27 protein-coding genes and 2 pseudogenes are annotated in these 26,336 nt (G+C 35.5%); 9 read left to right on the top strand and 20 right to left on the bottom strand.

The window, feature by feature from the left end:
- The first annotated feature begins 430 nt into the window (after window positions 1-430).
- Window positions 431-1,957, top strand: a complete 1,527-nt coding sequence (locus tag P3G65_RS04720) for a membrane protein (RefSeq protein ID WP_019292132.1) — start codon at window positions 431-433, stop codon at window positions 1,955-1,957.
- Window positions 1,958-2,003: 46 nt separating this feature from the next.
- On the opposite strand, the gene gyrB is transcribed toward P3G65_RS04720, so the two are convergent.
- The 4 genes and pseudogenes from gyrB to P3G65_RS04700 form a co-directional block, all read right to left on the bottom strand.
- Window positions 2,004-3,962, bottom strand: coding sequence for a DNA topoisomerase (ATP-hydrolyzing) subunit B (gene gyrB, locus P3G65_RS04715; RefSeq protein ID WP_019292133.1), 1,959 nt, complete (start codon window positions 3,960-3,962; stop codon window positions 2,004-2,006).
- A gap of 161 nt (window positions 3,963-4,123) precedes the next feature.
- Complete coding sequence (locus tag P3G65_RS04710) at window positions 4,124-4,858, bottom strand: TIGR02206 family membrane protein (protein WP_019292134.1); 735 nt, start codon at window positions 4,856-4,858, stop codon at window positions 4,124-4,126.
- 11 nt (window positions 4,859-4,869) lie between these two features.
- Window positions 4,870-5,469: an HAD family hydrolase gene (locus tag P3G65_RS04705; protein ID WP_019292135.1), complete on the bottom strand. Its 600-nt coding sequence runs from the start codon at window positions 5,467-5,469 to the stop codon at window positions 4,870-4,872.
- A 53-nt stretch (window positions 5,470-5,522) separates the two neighbouring features.
- Window positions 5,523-6,505 (bottom strand): annotated as a pseudogene (locus tag P3G65_RS04700) (dimethylarginine dimethylaminohydrolase family protein).
- Between the two features lie 401 nt (window positions 6,506-6,906).
- On the opposite strand from P3G65_RS04700, the gene P3G65_RS04695 reads away from it, so the two are divergent.
- The gene (locus tag P3G65_RS04695; RefSeq protein WP_284071345.1) at window positions 6,907-7,599 is read left to right on the top strand and encodes a YitT family protein; all 693 of its coding nucleotides are present in this window, start codon (window positions 6,907-6,909) and stop codon (window positions 7,597-7,599) included.
- 129 nt (window positions 7,600-7,728) lie between these two features.
- Window positions 7,729-8,367 (top strand): glycoside hydrolase family 73 protein, encoded by a 639-nt coding sequence (locus P3G65_RS04690; protein ID WP_230318229.1) that lies wholly within the window; start codon window positions 7,729-7,731, stop codon window positions 8,365-8,367.
- Between the two features lie 86 nt (window positions 8,368-8,453).
- Here the strand turns inward: P3G65_RS04690 and P3G65_RS04685 are convergent, their stop codons facing one another.
- The 4 genes from P3G65_RS04685 to P3G65_RS04670 all read right to left on the bottom strand — a co-directional run bounded on the left by P3G65_RS04685 (window position 8,454) and on the right by P3G65_RS04670 (window position 12,089).
- Window positions 8,454-9,347 (bottom strand): DNA/RNA non-specific endonuclease, encoded by an 894-nt coding sequence (locus P3G65_RS04685; protein ID WP_284071344.1) that lies wholly within the window; start codon window positions 9,345-9,347, stop codon window positions 8,454-8,456.
- 107 nt (window positions 9,348-9,454) lie between these two features.
- Window positions 9,455-10,261, bottom strand: coding sequence for a GH25 family lysozyme (locus P3G65_RS04680; protein WP_284071343.1), 807 nt, complete (start codon window positions 10,259-10,261; stop codon window positions 9,455-9,457).
- Window positions 10,262-10,331: 70 nt separating this feature from the next.
- Entirely contained in the window at window positions 10,332-11,456 is a 1,125-nt protein-coding gene (gene hemW / locus P3G65_RS04675) for a radical SAM family heme chaperone HemW (protein WP_019292140.1), read from the bottom strand.
- A gap of 45 nt (window positions 11,457-11,501) precedes the next feature.
- Window positions 11,502-12,089 carry a hypothetical protein gene (locus P3G65_RS04670; RefSeq protein WP_019292141.1) on the bottom strand — a complete coding sequence of 196 codons (588 nt, stop codon included), beginning with the start codon at window positions 12,087-12,089 and terminating at the stop codon, window positions 11,502-11,504.
- A 314-nt stretch (window positions 12,090-12,403) separates the two neighbouring features.
- Between P3G65_RS04670 and P3G65_RS04665 the strand changes: the two genes are divergently transcribed.
- Window positions 12,404-12,586: a hypothetical protein gene (locus P3G65_RS04665; RefSeq protein WP_019292142.1), complete on the top strand. Its 183-nt coding sequence runs from the start codon at window positions 12,404-12,406 to the stop codon at window positions 12,584-12,586.
- A gap of 33 nt (window positions 12,587-12,619) precedes the next feature.
- Here P3G65_RS04665 and P3G65_RS04660 read toward each other — a convergent pair whose 3' ends face one another.
- The 10 genes from P3G65_RS04660 to P3G65_RS04615 all read right to left on the bottom strand — a co-directional run bounded on the left by P3G65_RS04660 (window position 12,620) and on the right by P3G65_RS04615 (window position 18,790).
- Window positions 12,620-13,207, bottom strand: coding sequence for a PBECR4 domain-containing protein (locus tag P3G65_RS04660; RefSeq protein WP_230318228.1), 588 nt, complete (start codon window positions 13,205-13,207; stop codon window positions 12,620-12,622).
- 463 nt (window positions 13,208-13,670) lie between these two features.
- Window positions 13,671-15,362 (bottom strand): glycosyltransferase family 39 protein, encoded by a 1,692-nt coding sequence (locus P3G65_RS04655; RefSeq protein ID WP_195917758.1) that lies wholly within the window; start codon window positions 15,360-15,362, stop codon window positions 13,671-13,673.
- Window positions 15,363-15,499: 137 nt separating this feature from the next.
- Window positions 15,500-16,354, bottom strand: a complete 855-nt coding sequence (locus P3G65_RS04650) for a peptidoglycan amidohydrolase family protein (RefSeq protein ID WP_019291624.1) — start codon at window positions 16,352-16,354, stop codon at window positions 15,500-15,502.
- 1 nt (window position 16,355) lies between these two features.
- Window positions 16,356-16,544 (bottom strand): phage holin, LLH family, encoded by a 189-nt coding sequence (locus P3G65_RS04645; RefSeq protein ID WP_019291623.1) that lies wholly within the window; start codon window positions 16,542-16,544, stop codon window positions 16,356-16,358.
- A 4-nt stretch (window positions 16,545-16,548) separates the two neighbouring features.
- Complete coding sequence (locus tag P3G65_RS04640; RefSeq protein WP_019291622.1) at window positions 16,549-16,782, bottom strand: holin; 234 nt, start codon at window positions 16,780-16,782, stop codon at window positions 16,549-16,551.
- A gap of 9 nt (window positions 16,783-16,791) precedes the next feature.
- Complete coding sequence (locus P3G65_RS04635) at window positions 16,792-17,094, bottom strand: hypothetical protein (RefSeq protein WP_019291621.1); 303 nt, start codon at window positions 17,092-17,094, stop codon at window positions 16,792-16,794.
- Window positions 17,095-17,111: 17 nt separating this feature from the next.
- Window positions 17,112-17,546: a hypothetical protein gene (locus P3G65_RS04630; protein WP_237703956.1), complete on the bottom strand. Its 435-nt coding sequence runs from the start codon at window positions 17,544-17,546 to the stop codon at window positions 17,112-17,114.
- Window positions 17,534-17,650 carry a CD1375 family protein gene (locus P3G65_RS04625; protein WP_019291619.1) on the bottom strand — a complete coding sequence of 39 codons (117 nt, stop codon included), beginning with the start codon at window positions 17,648-17,650 and terminating at the stop codon, window positions 17,534-17,536. The genes P3G65_RS04630 and P3G65_RS04625 overlap by 13 nt, the downstream gene beginning before the upstream one ends.
- A 2-nt stretch (window positions 17,651-17,652) precedes the next feature.
- Window positions 17,653-17,904, bottom strand: a complete 252-nt coding sequence (locus P3G65_RS04620) for a hypothetical protein (protein ID WP_107106027.1) — start codon at window positions 17,902-17,904, stop codon at window positions 17,653-17,655.
- 1 nt (window position 17,905) lies between these two features.
- Window positions 17,906-18,790, bottom strand: a complete 885-nt coding sequence (locus P3G65_RS04615) for a hypothetical protein (protein WP_238077085.1) — start codon at window positions 18,788-18,790, stop codon at window positions 17,906-17,908.
- A gap of 77 nt (window positions 18,791-18,867) precedes the next feature.
- Between P3G65_RS04615 and P3G65_RS04610 the strand changes: the two are divergent.
- From P3G65_RS04610 to P3G65_RS04590, 5 genes and pseudogenes are all read left to right on the top strand, one after another.
- Window positions 18,868-20,025: pseudogene (locus P3G65_RS04610) on the top strand (IS3 family transposase).
- 28 nt (window positions 20,026-20,053) lie between these two features.
- Window positions 20,054-21,004, top strand: coding sequence for a type I restriction endonuclease (locus tag P3G65_RS04605; RefSeq protein ID WP_230318237.1), 951 nt, complete (start codon window positions 20,054-20,056; stop codon window positions 21,002-21,004).
- A gap of 44 nt (window positions 21,005-21,048) precedes the next feature.
- Window positions 21,049-21,417, top strand: a complete 369-nt coding sequence (locus P3G65_RS04600; RefSeq protein WP_019292503.1) for a DUF898 family protein — start codon at window positions 21,049-21,051, stop codon at window positions 21,415-21,417.
- Window positions 21,418-21,525: 108 nt separating this feature from the next.
- A complete protein-coding gene (locus P3G65_RS04595) occupies window positions 21,526-22,653 on the top strand; it encodes a site-specific integrase (RefSeq protein WP_019292502.1) in 1,128 nt (375 codons plus the stop codon).
- Between the two features lie 214 nt (window positions 22,654-22,867).
- Window positions 22,868-24,460 (top strand): bifunctional aspartate transaminase/aspartate 4-decarboxylase, encoded by a 1,593-nt coding sequence (locus tag P3G65_RS04590; protein WP_019292501.1) that lies wholly within the window; start codon window positions 22,868-22,870, stop codon window positions 24,458-24,460.
- A gap of 71 nt (window positions 24,461-24,531) precedes the next feature.
- On the opposite strand, the gene tpiA is transcribed toward P3G65_RS04590, so the two are convergent.
- Together tpiA and P3G65_RS04580 are read right to left on the bottom strand one after the other, a co-directional pair.
- Entirely contained in the window at window positions 24,532-25,290 is a 759-nt protein-coding gene (gene tpiA / locus P3G65_RS04585; RefSeq protein WP_004258230.1) for a triose-phosphate isomerase, read from the bottom strand.
- 134 nt (window positions 25,291-25,424) lie between these two features.
- On the bottom strand, window positions 25,425-26,336 hold the full coding sequence (locus P3G65_RS04580; RefSeq protein WP_019292500.1) for a bifunctional riboflavin kinase/FAD synthetase: 912 nt from the start codon (window positions 26,334-26,336) through the stop codon (window positions 25,425-25,427).

The following is a 26,336-nucleotide window of genomic DNA, read 5'->3' as shown; positions in this document are numbered from 1 at the left end:
AGGTTATCCCTCTTTTTTATTTGGGAATATTAGTGAAAAAGTTTTCATATAAAAAGAGACCTCCTAATAGTGGTCTACTTTAATGGCCATTTTTTTCGATAATACTAGTACAGAGCAAGGAGATAAAAAATAGTTTTTGAAAATCTCCAACTCTTTTTATGGAATGTATGTATTATAAGTCTTGTATCTTAAGGTAAACTGAATAAAAAAGGTTAAATTTTAGCTTTGCGATATGCAGTTTAGGCACAAAAAATCATAATCATTAAAAAAAACATTGTGAACTCGAGGAGACTTATTGATATTTTAAACATAGTTTTTTTAAGCGTTGATTTTTATTGGTGTTTCCATAAAATAAGGATTTAATTTCTTTGGTTTTATGATAAAATATAAATATTGGAAAATTTTAATTTTACAGGAGTGGATAAGAAAAATGAGGATGCAACACATAGATAGCGGAATAAAAAGAATACTTTTCTTCTTATTATTTTTACTTTCGTTTTATTGGCTTTTTTGGTCTGTAAGGTACATCTTTTCGGATGTTCTTCCAAGTATAAGTCACACATTCTTTTTATCACTACTTGTTTTGGGAATTGTTTCGGGAATCATCTTTTATAAATCTCTAAAACCCTTGGTTATCAAGATCTTCAAACTCCTTTATACTTATCGTTATTTTGTTATCGGAATACTTTTCATAGGTCAGATTGTGATATCTGTATTTGCCCAATGCCTTCCCAACGGAGATGCTTCTATTCTATATAAGGTAGCAACCGCTCCACCAACACACAGTGGTTCATCCATTAGGTACTTCTCCTTATTTCCGAATAACTTTCTCATTTTTATCACCTTTAAAATCTTGAACGGCATTGTTACAGCCCCGCACCTTATTTTAACCGTGTCAATTTTAAATGCTCTACTTATTGATGGCGGTATTTTATTGCTGACGGGTCTGGCTGATCATCTGAAGGGGGAAAAATTAGCTCGAATTGTCTTTTTAGAAAGCCTATTTCTATTTGGGTTACAACCACATTTTTTATCTTTCTATAGCGATCCAGCTACCTTCTTCCTAATGGCTCTGCTGTGTTATTTAGTGATTATAAATTTAGATAAAGCTGGGATTTTTAGATGGTTTGCTATTGGCCTTCTTTTTAGTATTGCCTACAAAATTAGAGTGCCCATTTTTATTTACCTTATCGCCTTAATCCTCCTGATTATCTATAGGTTGATTTTCGACAAGAAACAAGTGAACCTTAAGCGCCTGTTCATTCGGAGCTTACTCCTTCTTTTAGGGATGCTCACAATGATTTTCGCTATTAATTTTTATGCGGAAAATCAAAAGTTTGTAGAATATGATGGAAAATACACTATGAGTCCCTGGTTTTTTGTAGACTTAGGCTTGACTGCTACAGGAGCAGATCATGCAGCAGTCAGTCAGGATGTTAAGTTTTTGGACGCTAAGGGTCAATTTAAACCAAGATCTGAACTGGAACCTCAACTTAAAGAGGATGTAAAAAAAAGATTCTCACGATTTGGTACTTTGGGTCTTATCAAACACCAAAGTACTAAATTTAAAATTTTTACACAAGATGGTAGTCTAGGTTGGACTGCAGAAAATGTTTTAAAAGAACAAAATATTGTTAAAACCAAATTTACAAACTCTAAATTTGGTCAAAAGATAAGATCAGTAATCTATGTTGGAAATCCTCACTATGGTAATTACGCCCTATACCTTCAAATCGCTTGGTCTATAATAATTTTGGGATTGGTTGCTTATTTTAAAAAATTTAGGCAGACCTCTAATTTTGAATTCTACCTGCAGATTGTATTATTTGGGGTTATTCTATACTTATCAATATTCGAAGCTGGTAGAAGTCGCTACTTAATACAATTCCTTCCAGCGATTATTATGTTATCATCAATTGGATACTTAAATTATTTTAACAATCGTCAAAACAAATAAAATCAAAAAAGCTCTCAGTTTTATAGCTGAGAGCTTTTTTAAATTATTAAACGTCAATAGTAGAATATTGTGCATTGGCTTCGATAAATTCGCGACGTGGTTCCACACGATCGCCCATTAGCATATCAAAGATTTTGTCTGCTTCAGCGGCATCTTCTACAGATACACGCGCCATGAGGCGGGCATCTGGATCCATAGTTGTTTCCCAAAGTTGGTGGTCATCCATTTCTCCTAAACCTTTATAACGCTGTACTGTTGGTTTAGCACGACCTTGAGACCATTTTTCAAGTGCAAGCTTCAGCTCACGTTCTTGATTCTCCCCTGGTTGAATGTATTCTTTTGTTTCCGAACCGACTTTGATTCCGTAAATTGGTGGTTGAGCAATATAAACATAACCGGCCTCAACTACAGGACGCATATAGCGGTAAAAAAGAGTTAACAAGAGTGTACGAATGTGTGCCCCATCGACATCGGCATCGGTCATGATAACCAGTTTATGATACCGTGCTTTAGATAAATCATAGTCAGCACCAAAACCAGTTCCCATCGCTGTAAAGAGTGAACGGATTTCTTCATTTGCTAAAATCTTATCCATTGTCGCTTTTTCCACGTTCAAGATTTTACCACGGATGGGCAAAATAGCTTGGAATTCTCGATTACGGCCAGACTTAGCAGAACCACCAGCAGAATCCCCTTCGACGATGAAAAGTTCTGTTTGTTTAGGATCATTGGAAGAGCAGTCCGCAAGTTTACCAGGCAAGTTAGAAATCTCTAAACCGGATTTTTTACGCGTTACTTCACGTGCGCGTTTGGCCGCAATACGTGCCTTGCTTGCAAGAATCCCTTTCTCAACAATCTTCTTCGCAACTTGAGGATTCTCAAGCATAAAGGTTTGCAAAGCTTCTGAGAAAAGCTTATTGACGATACCTGTTACTTCACTATTCCCCAGTTTGGTTTTCGTTTGACCTTCAAATTGTGGATTAGGGTGTTTAACAGAAATGACAGCGGTCAAACCTTCACGAACATCGTCCCCAGTAAGGTTTTCTTCGTTATCTTTAAGAAGCTTTTGAGCCTTTGCGTAATTGTTTATCGCACGCGTTAAAGCTGTACGGAAACCTTGTTCATGCGTACCACCTTCATGCGTATTGATATTATTTGCAAATGACATGATTGTTGAATGGTAAGTTCCTGTATATTGCATAGCAACTTCGACAGTGATTCCATCTAACTCACCCTCTGTATAGATTGGCGTATCAAAAATAACTTCCTTGTTTTCATTGATAAAGGAAACATAAGATTGAATCCCACCTTCATAGTGGAACATAGCATGATTGTCTTCTTGGCCTTCACGTTTATCGGTAATAGAAATACGCAAACCACGGTTCAAGAAAGCCAACTCACGGACACGTGTCACCAACTTATCATAGTCAAAAACTTGAGTTTCGGTGAAAATTGTTGGATCTGGTGTAAAGTGAACGACTGTCCCTCGTTTATCTGTTTCACCAATAATGGCCAAATCTTCGACGACAACACCACGATGGTATTCTTGATAGTATTTTTGACCATCTTTATGTACAGTAACGTCTAACTGTGTTGAGAGGGCATTAACAACGGATGAACCAACACCGTGTAAACCACCAGAAACTTTGTAGCCGCCACCGCCAAATTTACCACCAGCATGAAGGATAGTAAAGACCGTTTCGACCGCAGGACGTCCTGTTTTTTCTTGAATGTCTACGGGAATACCACGTCCATCATCGACAACTGTAATTGAGTTATCAGGTTCAATAAACACTTCGATATGGCTGGCAAACCCCGCTAGCGCTTCATCGATCGAGTTATCAACAATCTCCCACACTAAGTGGTGCAATCCTTCCTTTGAAGTTGATCCGATATACATCCCAGGACGCATACGCACCGCTTCAAGTCCTTCTAAAACTTGAATTTGACTGGCATCATATTCTTCTGCCATTTTTTCAATTTGTTCTTTATTTTCTTCGTTCAAAATAATCTCATTTCTTTGAAAATACTTACTTATAATTATAGCACATTCTAGCTTTTTTTACTATATACTGCGAGCCATAAAAGCTTTTACTCCATCTTAATAATTTCAGAAAAAAAGCAGCTTTAAGCTGCTTTTTTGTTTAATATATTTTGTCTTTTTACTTAATTCATCCGAACTTTTGGTGATTTTTTCCATGACCAAGGAAGATAAATAACAAGCCAAAACATCAATACAATAAAAATTAAACCTAAGATATAATAAGAACCGAACACATCATAGATGGGTTCAAGTGGACTTCCCGGAACTGGTGTCCTTAGGAAGAAAAAATTTTGATTCCAAACTTGATTGAGGACTGCACAAATCGGTACAACAATCGACAAAAAGACAGCAGAGCGCCAGAGTTCACGCCATTGAGGGACAAAATCGCCTGCAATCAGACGCATTAAAACATACGAGATAAGTAAGCAATGAATCAAAAAGCTCTGCCATACAAAGACATTAACAAAATCATTGGTTACCCAGTTCGGTGTCACAAGTGCAAAAATTGCTCCAGGTAAAGTTAAGCTATACAAGAGCTCACGACTCGTCTTATTTGAACGCATTGCATCAAAAACAATAATGAATATGCCAAGTCCACACAGCTGCAAAGGCAAGTCTGCGTACAAAAATTGATGAGTCATCACTAAAATGATATCTCTAATGATTTCGAGCAACAGGGTAAACGAGGCAACAAGTAGACGTAACAGTTTACGTCTCTCGTCATTTGCGCGCAGATAAATACGAATCAAGCCAAAACTGAGCAGTGCTAGAACAGCAAGGGCAAAAAAGTGATTGGCACTAAAAAGGCCAAAGCCTGGCCCAACTGCTTTTTCATTCGATATAAAAAAAGTATTCATTGTGGTTCAGTTTACTCCATAATGTCTGATAATTTTTTGATGCTTCGCGTTGCTTGGGGATACTCCTGCTGGCTATCAAAGAAAATAGTCGCAATACCCGCTGCACGACCGGCTTCAATGTCCAAAGGACGGTCACCAATCATCACCGTCTTCTTGGGGTCTAAATTATATTTTTGTACTAAATATTTTATTGAATCTGGTGCTGGTTTACGTGGGAAACCATTATCAGCAGTAACAACTTCAGTAAAATACTGAGAAATATGGGCTGCCTCAAGAATGTCCAGTACTTGCTTATCTCTATGAGAAATCATAAAGTTTTTGCAGTTCTGGCTCACGATAGTATGCAAAAGATCAACAGCACCTTCAAACAAAATTGGCTTGTCCAAAGCTTCTGCTTCTAATTTCCGATATGTTTCAAGAAACTGCGGTATATGACTCGCGTATTGGTCCACAGCATGTGCTGTAGAAACTTTGAGTGCTGCATAGACATCGTCATGCAAAACTACTCGTTCTTCCTTTTGCCAAAGTGCTGCAGCAAAAGCATGACTAGAATTTTCGTAATTATTAAGTAAAGTGCCACCTAAATCCCAGATATAGTTTTCGTAGTTCATTTGATAATTATATCACAGCCAAGGGCTGGCTTTCTGTTTTAAACTTATGCTTCTTATTTTCTAAGTAAAGGCTGTGTGCTACATCTAAATGAACCGCCCAAGCTTCGGGATATTTTAAAATCAAGGTATTCTGAGCGAATGCCTCGTGCTTCCAGAGCTTCGCCAATGTATTTAAATTCTGAATCTAGATATATACCTCGTCATTTATTGGTAGACCATTTATTGCTAGCTTTGCAATATCTTCAAAAGGAACATTTATTCTATCCCAATTTTTAAGCTGTTCAGGTATACCAGTTAGAAAGGCTTCTTCACAGATAATCATTAGACCATCTCTAACTAGACTTAGAGCGCAATCAAGATGCAAAACATCATGATGAAGTTTAACCTCAATCACCTGATAGCCCCAATGTGCTAAATAAGCTTTAAGCCATAAATAGCCATTATGATTGCTCGCTTTACCTGAATTTCCTACAAATACTGTTTTTCCTAAAACGAGGATATCGCCACCTTCTAAGAAAGGTCCACTCTCATCCGTTTCTCCTTGTGAAGTATCTGCCATTGGAAGAGAAACGTAAAAAGCATCGCTAGAATAGGCTTGTTCAGTGAGTAAGTTTCTTACGGGTAAAACCTCGTTGCGGCGATGGAAAAAGCGCATAGACCCTTCAATCAAAGAGTCACCAATCGTAAAGAACGGGTCACGTACAAAAAAGTTTGCAGCACCATAGACTTTTCCTTGTTCTTTCTCATAATCCGTGAGAAGACGTGGTCGCAAAACTTCAATATCATATTTTTCTAACAAAGCTTGTAGATTAGTACGCTCTGCTTCCCATTTTCTTTGTCTTTCAGGAAATACTTCTGCATAATTTTTTCCACTGGTGTCTTTATTATTAAACATATCAAGAACATCATCTTCAAGGAAGGAGCCATCATCATTGGTATGCTCTTCGTGAGGTAAGATAAATTCCGATTGTGTTAAAACTACACGTCTCAGTGGTGCAAACTCACTTGTAACACCTATCTCATTTGCATTGCTCATTTTTATTTCCCTCCTTAAAAACTAAATTGTTAACTAATTCTTATATTATAACATTTTGTGATTTTAAAAAGTCCTCACATTGGTGAGGACTAAAGATGTTACAAAAAGAGTATTATTTGGAATAGTTATATTATACATTCGTCTTCTTAACCAAGACTAAAAAAGACTGCTTTTTTAATGAATTAATATCTTTTTTCTAGATTTGTCTGAATTTTTATATATTTACTATAATATAATAGTAATTTTGACCTTAAACAAGGTTTAATTAAGTTTTAAATGTAATAACAATAGTTACAACACTGATGAATATAGGCTCCTTTTAAAGCAATTACAAAGATACGAAATTATTTATTCAAAGCTTTAAGGATATCCTAGAAATAACGAACTGTTAAGGAGAACTTATGACACTTTTAGGCGTAAAAATAGATAAATATTTTATGCGGGATTTACTGATACTACTGATCGGCGTAGGACTATATGTCCTATCTGTACAGCTTTTCGTCATCCCCAACCGACTAGCCAGTAATGGCGTTGCTGGATTTTCTGTATTGATGGACTTTGTCTTTGGTGTTAATCCAGCTTTAACTTTCTTCCTCGTTAATGTGCCACTCTTTACTTTTGGCCGTAAATACTTATCTTCGCGTGAGCTTCTTCTCAGTATTCCGGGTGCAGCCGCTATGAGTGTCTGGATGATAATTTATGAAGCAATCGGAATTACAGGGATTCAGTTTTCTAATATTGTCTTTGCTGGTATTTTCGACGGAATTCTCTCAGGAACAGCTGCTGGTTTAGTCATTATTTCTGAAGGAACCTTTGGTGGAACGCCGCTTCTAGGACGAATTTTAGAAGAAAAATGGAGCTTCAAAGTAGACAAAGTTTTATTTGGTGGTGATGTCATTGTTTTGAGTCTTTCGCTTCTCACATACCTTACCTTACCCAATTTTGCTATCACATTGTTGTCTTGTTACCTCTTCAGTAAGGTCACTTTGATTGTTGGCCGTGCTGACTATCGTCAAGAACTCTTGCAACGTCTTTCATTCATACGTCTACCTCAGTTTGGTACTCAAACGATTAAAGAACGAAATAGAAAGTAAGAAAAAAAGTTTCCAAAAATGTGGAAACTTTTTTATTTGTGTTCAAAAGCGAAGCTACTGGCATATTTTTCTAGCATAACAAGTGTTGAACCTATCCACAAATTGAGACTTTTTTGTTATACTAGTGACATGACATATGATAAAAAGCGCCGCAAGGCGACTTCTAAAATCCGAAGTTTCTTTCGCATTATTTTCCAGCTTTTGATTTTTCTCTTTGTTGCAGCTAACCTCTTGAATTTTAGAGTGATACAAACCAGTGATAATCGTAATGACACTGAGCTTGCCAACCAAGTTGAAACAATTACAGAATATAACTTCATTCGTACTATAGCACCATATGCGCAAGAATCACAAGAAAAGTATAATGTTCTCGCTTCTCTGACTTTAGCTCAGGCTACTTTGGAAAGTAACTTTGGTCAAAGCGGACTTGCCGCAAAATATTACAATCTTTTTGGTATCAAAGCTTACGGAAATGTCCCCACAGTAACTTTAGAAACCAAAGAATTTGAAAATGATAAATGGGTGACTGTAAAAGCGCAATTTCGCGTTTACGATGGTTGGAAAGAATCTGTCGAAGGACATGCCTATCTCTTTACTAAGGGCACTACATGGAACCCTAAGCAGTATGCGAGCGTTTTAGCTGCGAAAAACTATAAAGAAGCTGCGAAAGCGGTGCAAACTTCTGGTTATGCAACTGACCCAGCCTATACTGAAAAGCTCATTCAAATGATTGAGAGTTACGGTTTAGATCAATACGATAAGATTTAGTCTTTCTTTCTCAAAGACATAAAAAACGTAGAAACAAAAACTCTGTTTCTACGTTTTTTATTTTATTCAAACAGGAATCTACTCTCCTACTGCAAAATCATGCCCTTGCCTGAAGCATAATCAATTTGAATACCTGGCTGCACATTTGGAATGAAAACATTAAACTCTAAGCTTCCATCTTTCGACTTGGCTTCCATATGCGTCCCTGAGGGAACGAGATCATTCCCATCATACATAGGTTCTACACGATAACGGACTGTTTTATTCTTATCGAGCGCTTTACGCACTAAACCTTCATAATAGTTTTGCCCTGTATTTTCCTCGTTGCCATTACTTGCCTGATTGGCCCAAGCGGTTTGTGTACTGATATTTTGTGGATTTGCTTCAGAAGCATCAAAGCCTTTAATATTTCCAGCTAGCGCGTAGCCAATTGAATGTCCTCGGTTATAGAGTGTGCTGTATGAACCAGAAGGAATCATGAGTTGTTTCCAGCCTACAGGATTTATTTTCGCACTGTTGGACTTTCCATCTGCTCCCGTTGTTTCTGAACGGTTTTTGTACTGGCGGCTTGTCTTGTTGAGGAGTGCATTGGCAAGTTTGGGACGACCTAAAGCATCTTGTTTTGCCAGTTGAACATAAGGTGCACTGTTAACTTTAGCATCCAAGTCTGTTTTATTGTCATTGACAATAAAGGCACCAGTTCCATTATAAGTGACTGAATCTTTGAGGTTCTTTTTAATTGAAGGTGTCAAAACTGATTGTGCTAAAGATTGTGTCGGCACTTTGTCTTTGACACTGCCATAATCTACCTTGCTAAAATTCTTAAGTTGCTGGCTTTGCGCTGGCTGATTCAGTGATGGTGTTCCTGTGACTGTCAACAATATTTCGGGATTCGACTTTAGAAATCCTAAACCAAGAACGACAACTGTTCCTAGAATCCCTGCCCCTGCTTTCAAACCTGTTTGTTTTTTCTTTGCCATCTTCGCTCCTGATTTTATCTTATTACTGTTCAATGTTTGTTTCTTCTTGTCTCAAAAACAACATAAAGAAAATAGACTTTCGTCTACTGCTACTTCCCTTTATTAGATTAGGGATTTCTAAAAAGTTTATCGTACTGTTCTTGCGTACGAATCATATTTAAATCTAAATGTCCACCATAGCTCGACAATTGTCCGCGGTCCGTGAACTGGTGCATGTCATAGTTCAAATCTGTTTTAGGAGATGTATCCCACATCCCGGTATTTCGACCATAATCAGCCATCCAAATTGAACTAAAATGGCTAGAGTCAATCTTATGGTCAGTCAAGAACCAATCTTGCGCGTAGATACCTATATTCTTGGCACCTAGGCTCTTAAGCTCCTCACGGAAAGCATCCACACCTTCGCTCATGTTATCCATGCTGACTTCTTCAATATCCAGCCAATAATACGTTGGTTTAAAAGGATGAGCCCGCTCATAAAAAAGACGTGCCTGTTCTTTCATCTCTTCAACATTTTTACCATTGACATAGGCATATACAGCAACAGGAACACCACGCTTTTGCAATTCGCTCATATGCGTTTTAAATTGACGATCTTCACCACTTTTATAAGCTGCTGCATTTTCCTTACTTGACTTTCCTGTCTGTACACGTACGACAGCACCAATGACTTCTTGACTCATTAAATTATAATCAATATCTTCTGGGCGTTGCCATGCGGAGATATCTACTACAAAACGGTTCAAATCAACATCATCATTGCTTAATGATTTATTTACAACCACCGTTTCTTCTTTTTCATGCGTCGCTGCCATTTCGGGAACCTGGTATCTTAGGTTACCAAAAGCAAAGACCAGAGCAGTAAAAATTCCAGCAACAATCATGGTTGCTAGAGGGGTAAGCTTTTTTCTCATATTACTATTTTCACTCTTCATTCACACTATTGTAACATAGATTAGAACAATATCTTTCAGATATGCATACTTAATCTAACAAAAAACGCTCAAAAACTTCATTTCCTAATTCAAATCCTTTTTCCGTCATCTGAATCCGTCCATCAGCTTCAAACAACATTTTTTGAAACGCCAATTCTTCAATGATTGTGCCATAAACTTCTTCAAGTGTTTGACCAAACTTTTTATGGAAACGTTCAATGGATACGCCATTTTTTTTGCGTAAGCCCAGAAACATTTCCTCCTCAATCCTTTGTTTTCTTGTCAATACTTCTTCATTTACACGTTTATTTTCCTCGCGTAAATAATGATGAACAGGTCCATGATTTTTATAACGAATGCCATCAAGATAACCTGAAGCTCCAGCTCCAATGCCATAGTATTCCGCATTGTCCCAATATGTCATATTGTGCTTACTTTCATAGCCGATTTTTCCAAAGTTTGAAACTTCATAATGCGAATAACCTTTAGAAGTCAGCATTTCAATAATATACTCATACATATCCGCATTGCGATCATCAGATGGTAAACGGAGGCGTCCACGACGTTGACGATTCATGAATACTGTATGATCTTCTAGTATCAGGCTATATAAGGCAACATGGGGAAGGTCCAATTCTAAGAATTTTTGAACATCCCGCTCAACCATTTCCATCGTTTGGTTCGGTAAGCCATAAATTAAATCTATTGTGATATTTTCAAATCCGGCAGCACGTAGTCTTTCGATTGAAGAGTAAACTTGTGCTTCAGTATGTGTTCTCCCAATTTTTTTCAACAGTTTATCATCAAACGATTGTACACCAAGTGAGATGCGGTTCACAGGCGAATTCGCTAAAACAGCAAGGACTTCATCTGTTAAATCAGAAGGGTTTGCTTCCACTGTGAACTCTTCAAGTTCTTCTAAATCAAGCGTTTTTGTCAGATGCGTGAGTAATTTTTCAAGCTGATCTGCAGGTAAAACACTCGGTGTCCCACCTCCAATATAAAGCGTTTTTAAACTACTAATATCATAACTATCATATTCTTTGAGCAACTCATCAATATAGGCTTCGACCGGTTGTCCCGTCATCAAAACTTTAGCAAAATCACAATAGTAACAAATATGTGAGCAAAAAGGGATATGTACATAAGCTGCTTTTGTTTCGTTCTTTTTCACTTTATTTCCTCTTCATTATTTGTTTCTATGATTTTTACAAATTTTTCATTTTACGCTAGTTTTTATCGACTTATCTTTCACTTTTAAAATCACTGTCATTAAGATGTTTAATAGAAAAAGGTAAACAGGGAAAGCAAGATGTGCAAAATCCCAAGTACTTGTAGCGGGAAGGGCAATTCCCGTGGTCACTATTCCCGCAGCAAAGGGCTTAATGCTTTCAGTTTCAGGATATCTCCAAGCTTTAATCAAGGTAGGCAAAGCTGCTAAAGCATCACTCATGATGGCCAATAAAATCGCCAGATTAGAATTCTGTGTCAAATACCAGATGACTAAGGTGATCAGTGAAACTATTCCACAGGACAAGTCAAAAAAGGTTATTTTCCAAAAAGACTGCTTATTTATAAAGGAAGCGCCAAAAACAAGCAAGGGCGTAAAGCCAGCCATAAAAACAGGAATTTGACCAAGGCTAAACCCCGACGAAGAAAAGGTGGCAAAAAAAGCAATCATTGGCGCTAAAGCCCAGAGAAACCAAGTTACTTTATTGGGAATAACCCAGCCTTTGAGTGTGGCTCTAACGTAGCCCAAAGCAAAATACAAGGTAACAGCAGCACTCAAAATAAGTAAATATGCCATCTTGCCGCTCTCCTTTACTGGTAAAAACTCATATCTTACTATTGTAACAAAAAACGAGCGAAAATTTTATCATTTTAGACTATTTGAGTCAATTTGTTTTCTATTTATTGTGTTATAATTAATAACTATTTCATATATATCAACTATCTTTGAGCTTGTTTTATAAAAAGGGGCACAAAAGGGGCACAGAGATTTTCTTGAATTCTTATATAAAAAAAGAAAAATTATCGACTAATTCAATTTTTTTCATTGATTTAGATGTTATTTTTATATATAATATCGAATATATCAATATTTGTGTAAAGGAGTGATTTATGGTTGATCGTTCTTATAGCCCCTACGAATCTATTCGTAATTACCATGATAGAGGTATGATGAAGTGGAGTGCATTTGCTACTGGTGAGCTGACTGAAGCTCTAAAGAAATATACTGAAGAACAACTTATTAAAGATTCAATAGATGAAAGATATCGTGATTCTTATGATGAGGAGTGGTAATAAAAAGACTTGCCAAAAGCAAGTCTTTTTATTTTATCTCAAAACAAAATTTTTATTTTTTTGTAAATAATGAATTTTACCTGTTTCACAATCCTCTGTATATATTGCAAGCACCTTATCTCCTGGTGGTAAAATCTTCGATTTTAAGTTAAGAGCTGTATTAGGATGGTACATCTTATCTGAATCATCAAATTTTAAACCAATAGCAAGAAGTAGCTTTGCTGTTCTAATTGATGAATCAAAAGCCAGCTTTTCGTATATTCCTTCTCCTGTCAAAAAACAGTGGCTTGTGAAGAGATCTGGAAGTGATGCAAGTGCTGATAATTTTTGAAAAGTCGTTCCATCTTTTTTTATCATAATATTATGGATAGTAAATCTATTCTTTCTGAAATCTCTCCACATTGCATTTGCGCCACCATTATAAGATATCCCGAACATGTGTGGTACATTCTTCTTAGTAATTTTCAGAACTACTTCTCTTTCTTTTGTACAGATAATAATATCTTTATTAAGTAAATTTTCGTCTATGAATAAGAGAACTTTTTTAATTGTATCCAACATATTATTAAGGAGTAATATTTCATTATTAGATGGCTTCTTAAATTTTGGATCGATCTTCATAAGTCTCCTACGCTCAAAAAACAAGCACCCCGAATTTGGGGTGCAAAATAATTTCTGAAGGGAATTTTTATGGTGTCCGCCACCTCTCGCCACGTAAAGCAGCCTAATAGTATCGAGTTATCGTACTCGCAACGATGCTCAACTGAATGAGCTTTTGCTTCGGATTATAGTGTTCCCTTACACTGAAAGGAGATAACAACAAACAGAAAACACACAGAGTTTTTTCATGTTTTTATTATCTAAAAGTATTATAACAAGTTTTAAGTATCATTTGTTGCACAATGACCTTACAAATAAATTACATAAATTACAATTCGGAATATATTTATATTTCATCAATTAACACAAAAAAACCCTAACCATTATGGGTAGGAGTGATTTTAATTAAAAATTTAATAGATATAGGAGTGTCTACAATAAATTTTCTAGATTTTATTATGAATAATATATAGTTATAAAAGATTCACTTTGTCATTTTCCGCTCTAAAATTTCTGAGAAACTGACGGCACTTATTGGGATAAGTAATGCAACATAAGGTAAAAAGTATCGTGGTTGTGTTTCCCATATAAATTGATGGAATACTGCTCCTCCTAAAAATATAAGAATCAGTAAAAATATATCAAGATCTATCTTAAATCTTTTCCGAATGATAAAAATTAGGCTTCCCAGAAGCATTAAGATTAAGAATGGTCTTTCAATATAATTAGTTATTGTCTTTGTTTCTACCAAAAATTTGGAGATTGGGGATTCAAATCGTGCTTCTTTGTCCTTAAATTGAGGCAGCGATATTGACTGTATACTTTGTGTTAATGCCAAACTTTCTAAAGGTAGCTTTTGAAACATTCGTTTACGCTCACCATAACTTCTATAAATATAAACATTTCCTGATAAAGACGGATCCCCCCATGAAGCTATTCCTTTCATTCCGAAAAATTTAATAGCTTCTACAGGATGTTTTACCATATCTGTCATCCTAGAACTGATAAACTCTTTATAAATTTTATCTCTACCTGTAACATCCTTAGTATAATCTATTTTTGAAGCCTTGGGATGCATCTCCTTATATTTAACAAGTGCCCAGTTTTCAAAATCATTATACATCCCAGGTTGTTCATAACGTAACCCTTTCGATGTCAATGTATCTTCATCCGCTAATGCCATACCCACCCAAGAAATTGTAGGCTGTGCATACTTCGAAGTATAGTTGGGAATCATTTTCTGAGTCGTAAATTGAAAAACTATCTGTAAAGTTAACGCCACAAGTAAAGGAATAATAGAAAGTTGATGATTTAAACTAAATTTTCTATCCCTCACTATTCTTAGGATGAGATATAGAAAAATTCCAATAATAAATATTGTAGTATTGGTACGAAGTATCCAGGCAAGACCCAAAAACAAACCAGAAAAAATGCCATTTAGTATTTTTTTAGTATCCGTTTTTACAATTTTGAATAATAGTAAAAGAGAAAACAATACTAAAGCTAGACTGATTAAATCATTATACAAATATGAAATCATAAAAAAGTAAGGAAATGCAAAGAATAGAAATTGAATACAAATCCTTTCAGCCTGCTCATTATGCAATAACCTAGTTATTCTAGAAAGAGAATAAAAAATACCTAGCACTGATAATGCGTTAAAAACATACATTAAAGACCATGCATCTCTTCCAAATATTTTAAATATCGCTTGATACATAAGTCCTAATCCCAGATTATTAGGATAATATTCGACATAAGATATGATTGAGGAAGGGCTCACTACAAAACCATTTACTACAAAATAAGCATCTGAAAATGGTGGACAAAAAAATAATACTGATATTACAATACCAAAGATACTTGAATAAATCATAAGAATCTTCTTTAAAGTTTTTGTAGTAATATTCAAACTTTTAATGACTCTAAAAAGGACATACTGCAATAGAGAAAAAGCTAAGAAAGCTATCAAAACCAAAAATGGATTTTGTGTATGTACATCTGGCGCTTTTCCTATACTTAATGGAAATAAATTAAGCGAGAATAAAAACTGAATAAGTAAAATACTAAACAAAGTAATCGATGTTAAAAAGGATACAAATATAATAAAATACTTTACTATACTCGAATTATTTTTGTTGCTTTCATATTTTTTCTCTAGTCGCTTTAAATTCACTTGATTACATCACTTTCCAACTCAATTATATATTCCTATTTTATTAGAAAAACAATGAAAACACCAGTAGGAACTAAATTTTACTATATTTAAAAACAAAAAAAGCCCGGTCAATCGACCGGACGGTTTATTTTTATTTAAAATCGATTAAGCAATGCATCCGCATTGAACCAAATCATACCTGCATTGAATGGTTGAGTAAAGTTCACACCTACCCCATTTGAAGCTGTATCATACTTGTCAATTGTACCACTCATATCAACTGTCAAGACATCACCCACTTTTACGTTTGCATTCTCTGGAAGATTTACCAAAGCAAAAGGAATACCGTTATTAGTCCAATTAAAGGATTTATCTTTCCCTTTCCCTCCATTGGCCAAGTCATAATTACCAAATTGCATCCCTCCATTGACATTTTTGATTACATCAACTTTAATTTTTGCAATTGTAAATCTACCTTGGTATTTATTTTTGAAAGTATCAATAGCACTTGAAGCAGAAGCTGGTGGTACTGGAGTCGGCTTAGAACTCTCCATTATATTTTGCCATACCTCAACATAAGACGGTTTATTTGCTGCATAATATTGATTCCAGTTATGCTCTGAAACTGCTGTTCCGGCTTGTCCACCAGTCCAATAGTCAACACTGATAAAGGTATTGGCATCTTTCATAACACCAACGTGACCGCCTGCTCCCCCTGAGGTGCTTATATCTGATCCCCAAGACATTAAGACGATTTCTCCACCCTGTGCATCCCAATCTTGGTTTTTTGAAATACAAGTATAGCCATTTGCCTGCAAATAACTAGCCAAGGTTACTGTTGAATACAGATATGCATACTTTGCCGCGCCTGCTTCAAAGATTGATTGTGTAATTGATCCAGAACAGTCTGCCGTACCATCTGCTCCATTTCGAGAGCCGTACATAGAATAGGTGAGCTTCCCTTTTCGATTGTCAAACCAAGAAACAACTTTTTTATTATCAACTGCCATTTTACATTCCTTTCCATGCAGCTTCAATAGCATTATCAATTTCTTCAAAAGAAATGTCCTCAAGATTATTCTCAAGGACTTTTTTATTAATATAAGCAAATGCTGTACGCTTCTTTGCTTCATTTGATGTATTGAGCTGCTCTGACTGTTTTACAGCTTCCATTGCAAATTGTTTGAGTTGCTCATTCATAAAATTACTCCTTCTCCTGCAATTTCAACACACTTGCCGAATCATCACCAACAGTACCACTTCCAATAGATGTGAATACTGATACCAGTGTTGCTAACAATGCCACACTTAAAGCATTTACCCAATCTACATCAAGAACGCCAGTAGCCCCGGATAATCCTACAGCTACCAATGACTGTGCGAATGTTTTGATAGCACGTTCTAATGTGTCTTTCCAAAATGTTTTGTTAGTAAACATAGCTTCCTCCTATTTTTCCATATTATTTAGCCTTAAAGTATTTGATTGAGATATGACTTCAATCGTATTTACTCGGCCATCAAGTCGACTAATTTCTTTTGTGTGGTCATCAGCAATCGCAAACAACTTTCCCTCGTTCTCTTTTCTTGAACCATTCATTTCTTCAATCCGCTGGCTCAATGTATTTACTGATTGAGTGACCGGCTTAAAAATAAAGTGGTTCATAATCCATGAAATAAAGGTTACAAAACCACCAATGATCGTAACTGTTGCTCCTACTTCTGCAATGGTTAGACCAAAAATTGTATACATCTCGTGTTTCCTCCTTTCTAATCGATAAGACAATTTGTATCAAATCCTGTAATTTGGAAGTTGTTACCTATATCAGCACTAGGGGACAATGTTAGTGCTCCAGATGTAGATAAAAACATGCGAACCTGTGTTGTTGTTCCAATTACTCCACCGTACCACTCGTGTTGCTGACTAATTTTAATAGGTATTTTTCCAAACTGTACATCTTTTGAAGCTGTTGAGGTAACTGTATTAATACGTCCTCTAAGATGAATAGCCCCTTGAAAAATACGATATTGTAATGGAAAACCACCCGATTTGAACCCATTCATTGTCTCAATATCTTGCCAACCTGAATCATTTAATAAACCATCTAGGGTTTTAGATACTTCTTGAAAATTTGAATCGATGGCTTCTGCACCATTAGCCATTCCTCGATATATTTTTTCTAGTTTTTCCATTAGTTGAACCACCCTTCTTCTTTCAATTCTGCAACAACTTCCGCATACCACAAACTAGGTACATCTTCGAGTTTGTATGCACCCTTTTTTATATACATAACGTACAATCCCACCATGATTATTTCCCCTTTTCTAATTGACTTACTTTTGCTGCCAACTCAAAAATAGCTAGGTTTGCTTGTTCAAATTCTTCTGGAGAAACAATATCTACCGTTTCCCACTTATTCTCAACCCAGTCAAAACCTGTTATAAGCTTTCCTGCTTCTTCTGGTGGCTTAATATCGGTAAAAGGTCGAGCAATAATTTCATTGTCTGGAGCTTGCCATTCTGTGAAATTTTTACCTGTTACTTTATATACTGTCTTTGACATATTAATTCCCCTCTATTTTTTCTTCTAATTGAACAAGTCTTTGCAACAAGTTATCTTGCGTAGGTGTTGCTTTATTTTTGGTAATAACAACTTGGCTTTCGTCTGTGTTTTCTCCAATAGGTTCGCCCCCATCAACGTGGACCATTAAACTTCTTACACCATCAAAGAGAAGGTATTCTCCACTTTCCGGACGATAATTGAATTTAAAATTTTCATAATCTAAAGCAACTTGAATAACAAGTTCATTGTTGGCCCATGAAACGATTCTATTTTCTACTATTTTTGGTATTGTTCCACCAAACATTCCATCCGGTTCCTCTCCCAATGGGGCATTTCCTAAACCGTATTCCCATGTATCAATATATACTGAAGGTAAGGCATTCATTATACGGCTAATAGTAATCTGCACCCCTTGTGGAACAAAAGCAATAAGTAGCTTTTCAATATTTTCAAGACGATCATCAAGTACCGGGAAGTCCCCAAAATATTCACTACTTCTGGCATTAATTACTTCACTGTCCTGTGTAGCATTAGCAATTACATTTTTAAAGTCATTTTCAAGATTTGTTTGTCGCTCTTCTACATCCTCTTGACGTTTTCTATATTGTTCTATCCATTTTTTTAAATTTAAGACCCAATATCCACACCAGCGCATAAATAAGTAAATTATTTTTCGAACTGCTTTTGAACTTGCTTTAGTCCACATTCCTTCGGATAGCTCAAGAATATACTCATCCTTAGGTCCTTTGTTGATATACTCTGGTTCTTCAAGATTAAAATCCTCAAAGTCTGTCAGGTAGTCTTCATCGTTCGGCTCAGAGGGTTTTATTTCAGGTTCTGTTTTTAGCGGCACATAATCTTTTGACAATTCATCATATTTAGACATGGAGCTATACTATAAAAGTGGACAGAAAATTGTGTGTTATAATCTGTCTATTAAGACACAAAAATGAAAGGACTTTTATGTCAGGTTTTAAACGTTACGACGAGGAATTTAAGCAATCTCTCGTTAATCTCTACCAAACAGGTAAAACTCAATCCGAACTCTGTAAAGACTATGGTGTCTCCCCTTCTGCACTTGCAAAATGGATCAACCAGTACTCTCAAGTTCGTCTTGAAGATAATACGGTCTTGACTGCTAAACAGATTCAAGAATTACAAAAAAGGAATGCCCAACTCGAAGAAGAAAATCTTATCTTAAAAAAAGCAAGTGCCATATTCATGCAAAACTCCAAGTGAGATTAAAAGCAGTCTATAGACTCCGATTTGAACACACGACAGTTATGCTCTGTCGTGTTTTACATGTCAATCGTTCCACCTACTATAACTTCATAAACAAGAAGCCCTCAAAACGTGAAATAGAAAATCAACGCTTGAGAAAATTACTCCTTGAGATTTATATGAAAGCCAAGAAAAGAATTGGAACGAGAGCTTTTAAAATTATTCTCCTGCGTGATTATGGCGTTAATATTTCTGAGGGGCGTATCTTAAGACTTCTCAAGTCTATGACACTCCCTAAAATGTCAACGATTAAACCTAGAGTTAAATCAAAACACTCTCCTGCATTTTCTTCTGATAATCTCCTTAAACAAGAATTTAATCCTAAGTCCCCGAATCAAGTATGGACAACTGATTTCACTTATATTTCTATAGGACATAGACGGCATGTTTATCTCTGCGCCATCCTTGACCTCTACTCTAGAAAATGTATTGCTTGGAAAGTAAGTGACAGGATTGATGCTAAACTTGCCTGTGACACATTAGGGATGGCTATAAATAAGAGGAAGCCTAAGGAACCAATCATTTTTCATTCGGATCAAGGTAGCCAATTTAAATCAGCTTCCTTTAGAAAAATATTAGATGAGCATCAATTGCTTGCTTCTTACTCCAAACCTGGATATCCTTATGATAATGCTGTCACTGAGGCCTTTTTCAAGTACCTCAAACAACGGGAAATAAACAGAAGAACTTATCACTCCATTCAAGAAGTTCAACTCTCTTGCTTTGAATACATCGAACAGTTTTATAACAACTATAATCCTCATTCCGCAAACAATGGTTTAACTCCAAATCAGAAAGAAGAAAACTATTTTAAGAAAATATAGCTCATTTTGTGTCTAAATATTTGACATTAGTCCATGCTTTTATTATGCCATTTTTCCAGACTCTCGGATATGATGTATTCAATCCTCTAGAGTTTGTTCCAGAATTTACAGCAGATGTTGGTATAAAAAAAGGAGAAAAAGTTGATTACGCAATGGTTATTGATGGTGAACCGCAATTACTTATAGAATGTAAATCAATAAACGAAAAGCTTACAAATCATGATTCTCAGCTCTTCAGATATTTCGGAACAACAACTTCCAAATTTGGTATTCTTACTAATGGTCGTGAATATCGTTTTTATACAGACCTTGATGAAAAAAACAAAATGGATAAGACGCCATTTTTAACAATTGATGTTACAAAATTTAAAGATAATCAATTTCTAGAAATAGCAAAATTCCACAAAGAAAATTTCGATATTTCTAAAATAACTTCTTCTGCTTCTGAGCTTAAATATTTAAATAACCTTAAAGAGTTTCTTACTAATAATATTGAGGAGCCGAGCGAATCTTTCACTACTTATTTAGTATCACAAATTTATGATGGCCGAAAAACAAAAAACACTATTGAAGAATTTACACCTATAATCAAAAAAGGATTTAATCAATTTATAACTGAACGTGTAAACGAAAAATTATCTGCAGCCTTAAATACAAATGTGGAGCCAAAAACTTCTCAACCTGAAGAAATTGAAGTTACAAATGAGCAAGGTGATGGAATAATTACTACTCCTGAGGAACTAGAAGCATTTACAGTATTTAAAGTTACTGTAAATGATTTAATTGATGTAAATCGTCTCTTTTATAGAGATACCAAAAGTTACTTTGGTATCTTAATAGATGATAATAGTAGAAAATGGATTTTCCGCTTCTACCAAAAAGCTACTAAAAATTTAATTGAAATTCGCGATCAAGGAACTTATGAAATTGATAACCCTTTAGACATTGCAAATTATAAAGATAAAATAAAAGTAGCTATAGAAAATTTTAGATAGAATTTTTCGTGCACTAGTCACGTTAAAAGAGTAGGGAGTTTTTAATGTCAAAAAACATTAATGTCAACTTTAATTCAGGATCAAACTATGGTCCTGAATCTAAATGGGGACGTCAATCATTCTTTGATGGCGGACTTTTACAATTTATTGGATGGACACTACTTGGCGGAATTATCACTGCTGTTACCTTTGGTATTTGTTATCCTTGGTCTCTTTGTATGGTTTATGGTTGGAAAATAAATCATACAGTTGTAGATGGTCACCGTATGAGATTTAGTGGTTCAGCAGCTGGGCTTTTTGGTAACTGGATCAAATGGTTGTTGCTTACTATCATCACATTAGGTATCTATGGATTTTGGGTATCAATAAAATTGGAAGATTGGAAAGTTAAAAACACAAGCTTCGTTAATTAAATGAAAAAATCCGTCCTAAACTTTGGCGAGCACAGGACGGATTACCTTTTCATGGGTAGTAAAATATTTTTACTATCCTTATTTTAACATAAAGTGAGGGAAATTCAAATGTGGATAGAAGAATTAGATAACGGTAAATTTAAGTACTGTGAGCGGTATAAAGACGTCCAAGGAAAAATACGTAAAGTTACCGTCACTCTTGAAAAGAATAGTACTAGGGCGCAAAATGAAGCTGCTAGACTCCTTTATAATAAGATTGAAGCAAAGAAAGAAAAACAAGCCCTAGAAAATGATACTTCTTCTATCACATTTTGGGAGGTACAAGATAGATTTCTAGAAGTTACGAAAGATACTATCAAGGTTAGATCAAACGCTTCTCGAGAAAATGCAAAAATTAAGATACGAGAATATATTAATAAAGATACTCTCATTAGTGATATTACTTCTACGCTAATTATAGATATACTTGAAGATCTTTATTATAAAAAGAATTATTCTTTTATTTATATTTCTATTGTAAAAGCTCAATTTAATATGGTATTAGATTATGCGATTTCAAAAGAATACATTGATACAAATCCAGTGCAAAAAGTCAAAATAAAACGCAAAATTGAAACTCTAGAACAAAGAGAAAATAAAAAGAATAAATATCTAGAGAAAAAAGAACTCAAAGATGTGATTAATCAAATGCAAATTATCAATAAATCCACTGCATTATTAATTGAGTTTATGGCTCTAACTGGAATCAGATGCGGAGAATGCTTAGCTATACAAGTAAAAAACATCCAGGGTAACACGCTACAAATAAATGGTTCTTGGGATATTTATACTCGCTCTAAAACAACACCAAAAAATATCTATTCAGATAGAAAAATTTCATTAACTAAAAGATGTCTAGAAATTATTAATGAAAAAATGGAAATCAACAAGAAGAAACTTCCAAATTATAAAGGTGATCCAGATGATTTTATTTTCATTACTGCTAAAGGTAAGCCTGAATCTGTCGGTGCTATAAATGAAAGATTAAAAAAAGTAAAGTCTGATAAAAAGATAACAACTCATATTTTTAGGCATTCTCATATCGCATTACTTACAGAACTTGGTATTCCATTAAAAGCTATAATGGAAAGAGTTGGCCATAGTAATCCTCAAACTACCTTAGCAATCTATTCACATGTTACTGAAAAAATGAGTAAAAATATAGTTGAAAAGCTTGAAAAAGTGAACCTAAAATAAGGTTCGTTTTTTTATAAAAAGGGGCAAAAAAAGGGGCAAAGTTTTGAAACTTTTTGAAAAATCACGAAACATCAATCAATTACTGGTTTTATATAAAAGTTTTACAAAGGTAGTCACAGAAACGGTTTGCACCAGTTTGATACATATAAGTACTTTTGCTTTCTTTGTGTTATAATTAATAACAAAAGTTCAATAAATTTAAATGGGAGAACACATGGAAAAAGAAGTTACCATTACTGATTATACCGGTTTAGGAGCTTTTGAAGTTAGCTTTGAAATGCTTAAACTGGCAGAAAAAAATAAAAAAGCCAATATCTTTTTGAATGCCGGTCGCGGCAATCCAAACTGGATTAATACAAAAGCACGTTTAGCCTTTAATCGCTTGATTGAATTTGGTATTAAAGACTCCCTTCGTACGATTGAAAAAGCTGATATGGCTGGATACACAACATTGAAAGGTATTGGGCAACGCTTTGAGGCTTTCTTAGAACCTGACGATGATGAGATTGATAAATTCTTGATTGATGTCATGGACTATATCGAAATTGATCTTAAGCTAAATATTGACGATGTGATTAAGGAATTTATCGATGGTGCTATCGGAAATAATTATCCTGTTCCTAGCCGCTGTCTGAGAAATACCGAAATTGTCTTGAATCGTTTTATGGAAAAAATTCTGTATAATGGCGTTCATCTCGAAGATAAGACACAAATCTTCCCAACGGAAGGCGGTACAGCTGCGATTGTCTATATCTTCAACTCACTCAAGCGCAATAAATTAGTTGTGCCGGGTGATAAAATAGCTATTAACACACCTATCTTTACACCTTACTTGCAACTTCCTGGTTTAAGTGAATTCAATCTCGTTGAAACATTAATTACTTCTGATGAGAGCGACAATTGGAGCATTCCCGAAACAGAAATCGAAAAATTATCAGATCCTGAAATCAAGGCATTCTTCTTAGTTAATCCATCAAATCCAGGTTCTAAAGCTTTCAGTCAAGAAACACTTGACGCTTTAAAACGAGCTGTTGAAAAAAATCCGGATCTCATCATTATTACAGACGATGTCTATGGAACTTTCGTTCAAGATTTCCAATCTGTCTATAGTGTTGTTCCCTATAATACCATTCTCGTTTATTCTTTCTCAAAACTTTTTGGTGCAACAGGTTGGCGTTTAGGGCTTATTGCCATGCAGGAAGATAATGTCTTTGACCGTCTTATCTCTGAGCTTGATCCTGAGGATATTGAGAAACTCGACAAGCGCTATGATATTGTAACACATGACACTAAAGAGTTGCCATTTATCGAACGTATTGTTGCGGATTCACGTTCTGTTGGTCTCTATCACACAGCTGGCCTCTCTACACCGCAACAAATCATGGAAGTTCTTTTTGCCTTTACGCATTTGATTCATCGTAAAGAGGCAGATCCTTACTTTGAGGCTTGTGATGCTCTTATTGATGAACGTTATCAAGATTTGCTTAAAGCCATGAAATTAGAGCCAGACAACTCGAAAGAGAATGCTAAATATTATACACTCGTAGATATTTACCAACTTGCCGAAATCCGTTTTGGTAAAAAATTCCGTATCTATTTGGAAGAAAACTTTGATTACTTAGAGTTCTTGCTCAATCTCGCCGACAAAAATGGCGTTGTTTTGATGGACGGGACAGGTTTTGGTGCTTCTAGCGGAACACTCCGCATCTCTCAAGCCAACTTACCTACAGAGGATTATTACTTGATTGGGAAGCAGATTATCAATCTCCTTAAGGAATATTACTCGGATTATTTGAAGAAGAGATGAGTGTAAATAATACTATATGAAATAAAAAAAGGAACCTTAAAGGTTCCCTTTTTTTATTATGCATGTTAATCTTATTTGTAAATTTCAAGCAAGCCAAGGAATGAATCAGCTTCGAGTGAAGCTCCACCAACCAAAGCGCCGTCAATGTTTTCTTTAGACATAAGTTCAGCAACTGTTTCAGGTTTTACAGAACCACCGTATTGGATACGTACAGCATCTGAAACTTCTTTTCCGTAAAGTTTTTCAACTGTTGAACGAACAACACCACAAGTTTCGTCAGCGATTTCAGCAGTAGCAGTTTTACCTGTACCAATAGCCCAGATTGGTTCGTAAGCGATAACCATGTTTGCAACATCTTTACCGTCGATACCAGCAAGACCAGCTTCGATTTGAGCTGAAACCCATTCAGCTGTTTTACCAGCTTCAAAAGTTTCAAGTGTTTCACCACAGCAAAGGATTGGTGTTACACCAGCTGCGATAAGAGCTTTAGCTTTTTTGTTGATGTCTTCGTCTGTTTCGTGGAAGTACTCACGACGTTCGCTGTGACCGATTACTGAGTATTCGATTCCTTCTGCTGCAAGCATAGCTGGAGCGATTTCACCAGTGAAGGCACCTGAATTTTCAAAGTAAACATTTTCTGCTGCAACTTTAAGTGGGTTATTTCCACGTTCTTGTACCATTGATACAAGGTAAAGTGCAGGAGCTGCAATAGCAACTTCTACTTTGTCTTCTGATGGCAATTTACCGTCAATGTTAGCGATAAATTCTTTAACCTCTTTGAGGTTTTTATTCAATTTCCAGTTACCAGCGATAATAGGTTTACGTGACATTATTAATGTTCTCCTTAAAAATTGTTCTTATTAAGTATATCACAATCTGGCTCTTTCTGCTTGGATTAACGTTTCAACCTTTTACCCGCCAACTCGTGAACCAAGTAAAGGGTAACAGAAAAACCTAATCAAAATTAGGCTTTTTTTACTTTATATTGACGTGCTTTTTCTTCGTCATCTTTCATCTGAACAATCAAAGCTTCAATGCTGTCAAATTTAATCATTTCTCGAATCTTATCTAGCCAGAGAACCGTTAAATTTTCTCCATACAAGTCCAAATCTTTATCAAAAATATGGATTTCGACTGTTTTTTCTTTGCCATTAAAAGTTTCATTATAGCCGATTGAAGCAAAGCCACGTTGACGTTGGCCCTCCCAAAGAACATCTACCGTATAAACACCAGTTGATGGGAGATGAATAAAGTCTTTAATCGCTAGATTAGCAGTTGGATAGCCGATTGTTCGGCCACGTGCAAAACCATGCACCACAATTCCAGTTGTCTCATAAGGATAACCTAAAAGCTCGTTTGCTGCTTCAATATCTCCAGTTTTTACAAGTTCACGTATCCGAGTAGAGGAAATTTTTCCTTCATCATCTGCAACTTCTGGTATAACGACCACTTTATATTGATCATTGCTTTTGAGTTGTGTCATGTCTGAGCCCGTTTTATGATCAAAGCCTGTAATAACAATTTTCGGTAAGAATTTTTCCACTACATTTTTAGAGAATTCTTCTGCTGTTTGTTTAGCAAAACTTGAAGTAAAATCTTTAAAAATTAGATAGTCTACACCATTTTCTGCAAAAAGTGCTTCTCGTTTTTTATCACTTGTTAACTTAAGCAACATATCTGGTTCAAATTTTTGAAAAGTAAGTGTCGGTTTTTCTGGAAAAGTTAAGACGGCAATCTTCAAATTTAGAACAGCTGCGAGTTTTTTTGCCTCAGCAAACAAAGCTTGGTGACCACGATGTAAACCATCAAAATAGCCCAAGACAAGAACTGTCGGGTCAGTCCAATTTTCAATTTCGTCAAAATATAAAGTTTTCAT

The organism is Lactococcus sp. bn62 (assembly GCF_029492705.2).
GTDB classification, from domain to species: domain Bacteria; phylum Bacillota; class Bacilli; order Lactobacillales; family Streptococcaceae; genus Lactococcus; species Lactococcus petauri.
The sequence above is the reverse complement of the archived record's forward strand: the minus strand, read 5'-3'. Positions and strand labels throughout refer to the sequence as shown.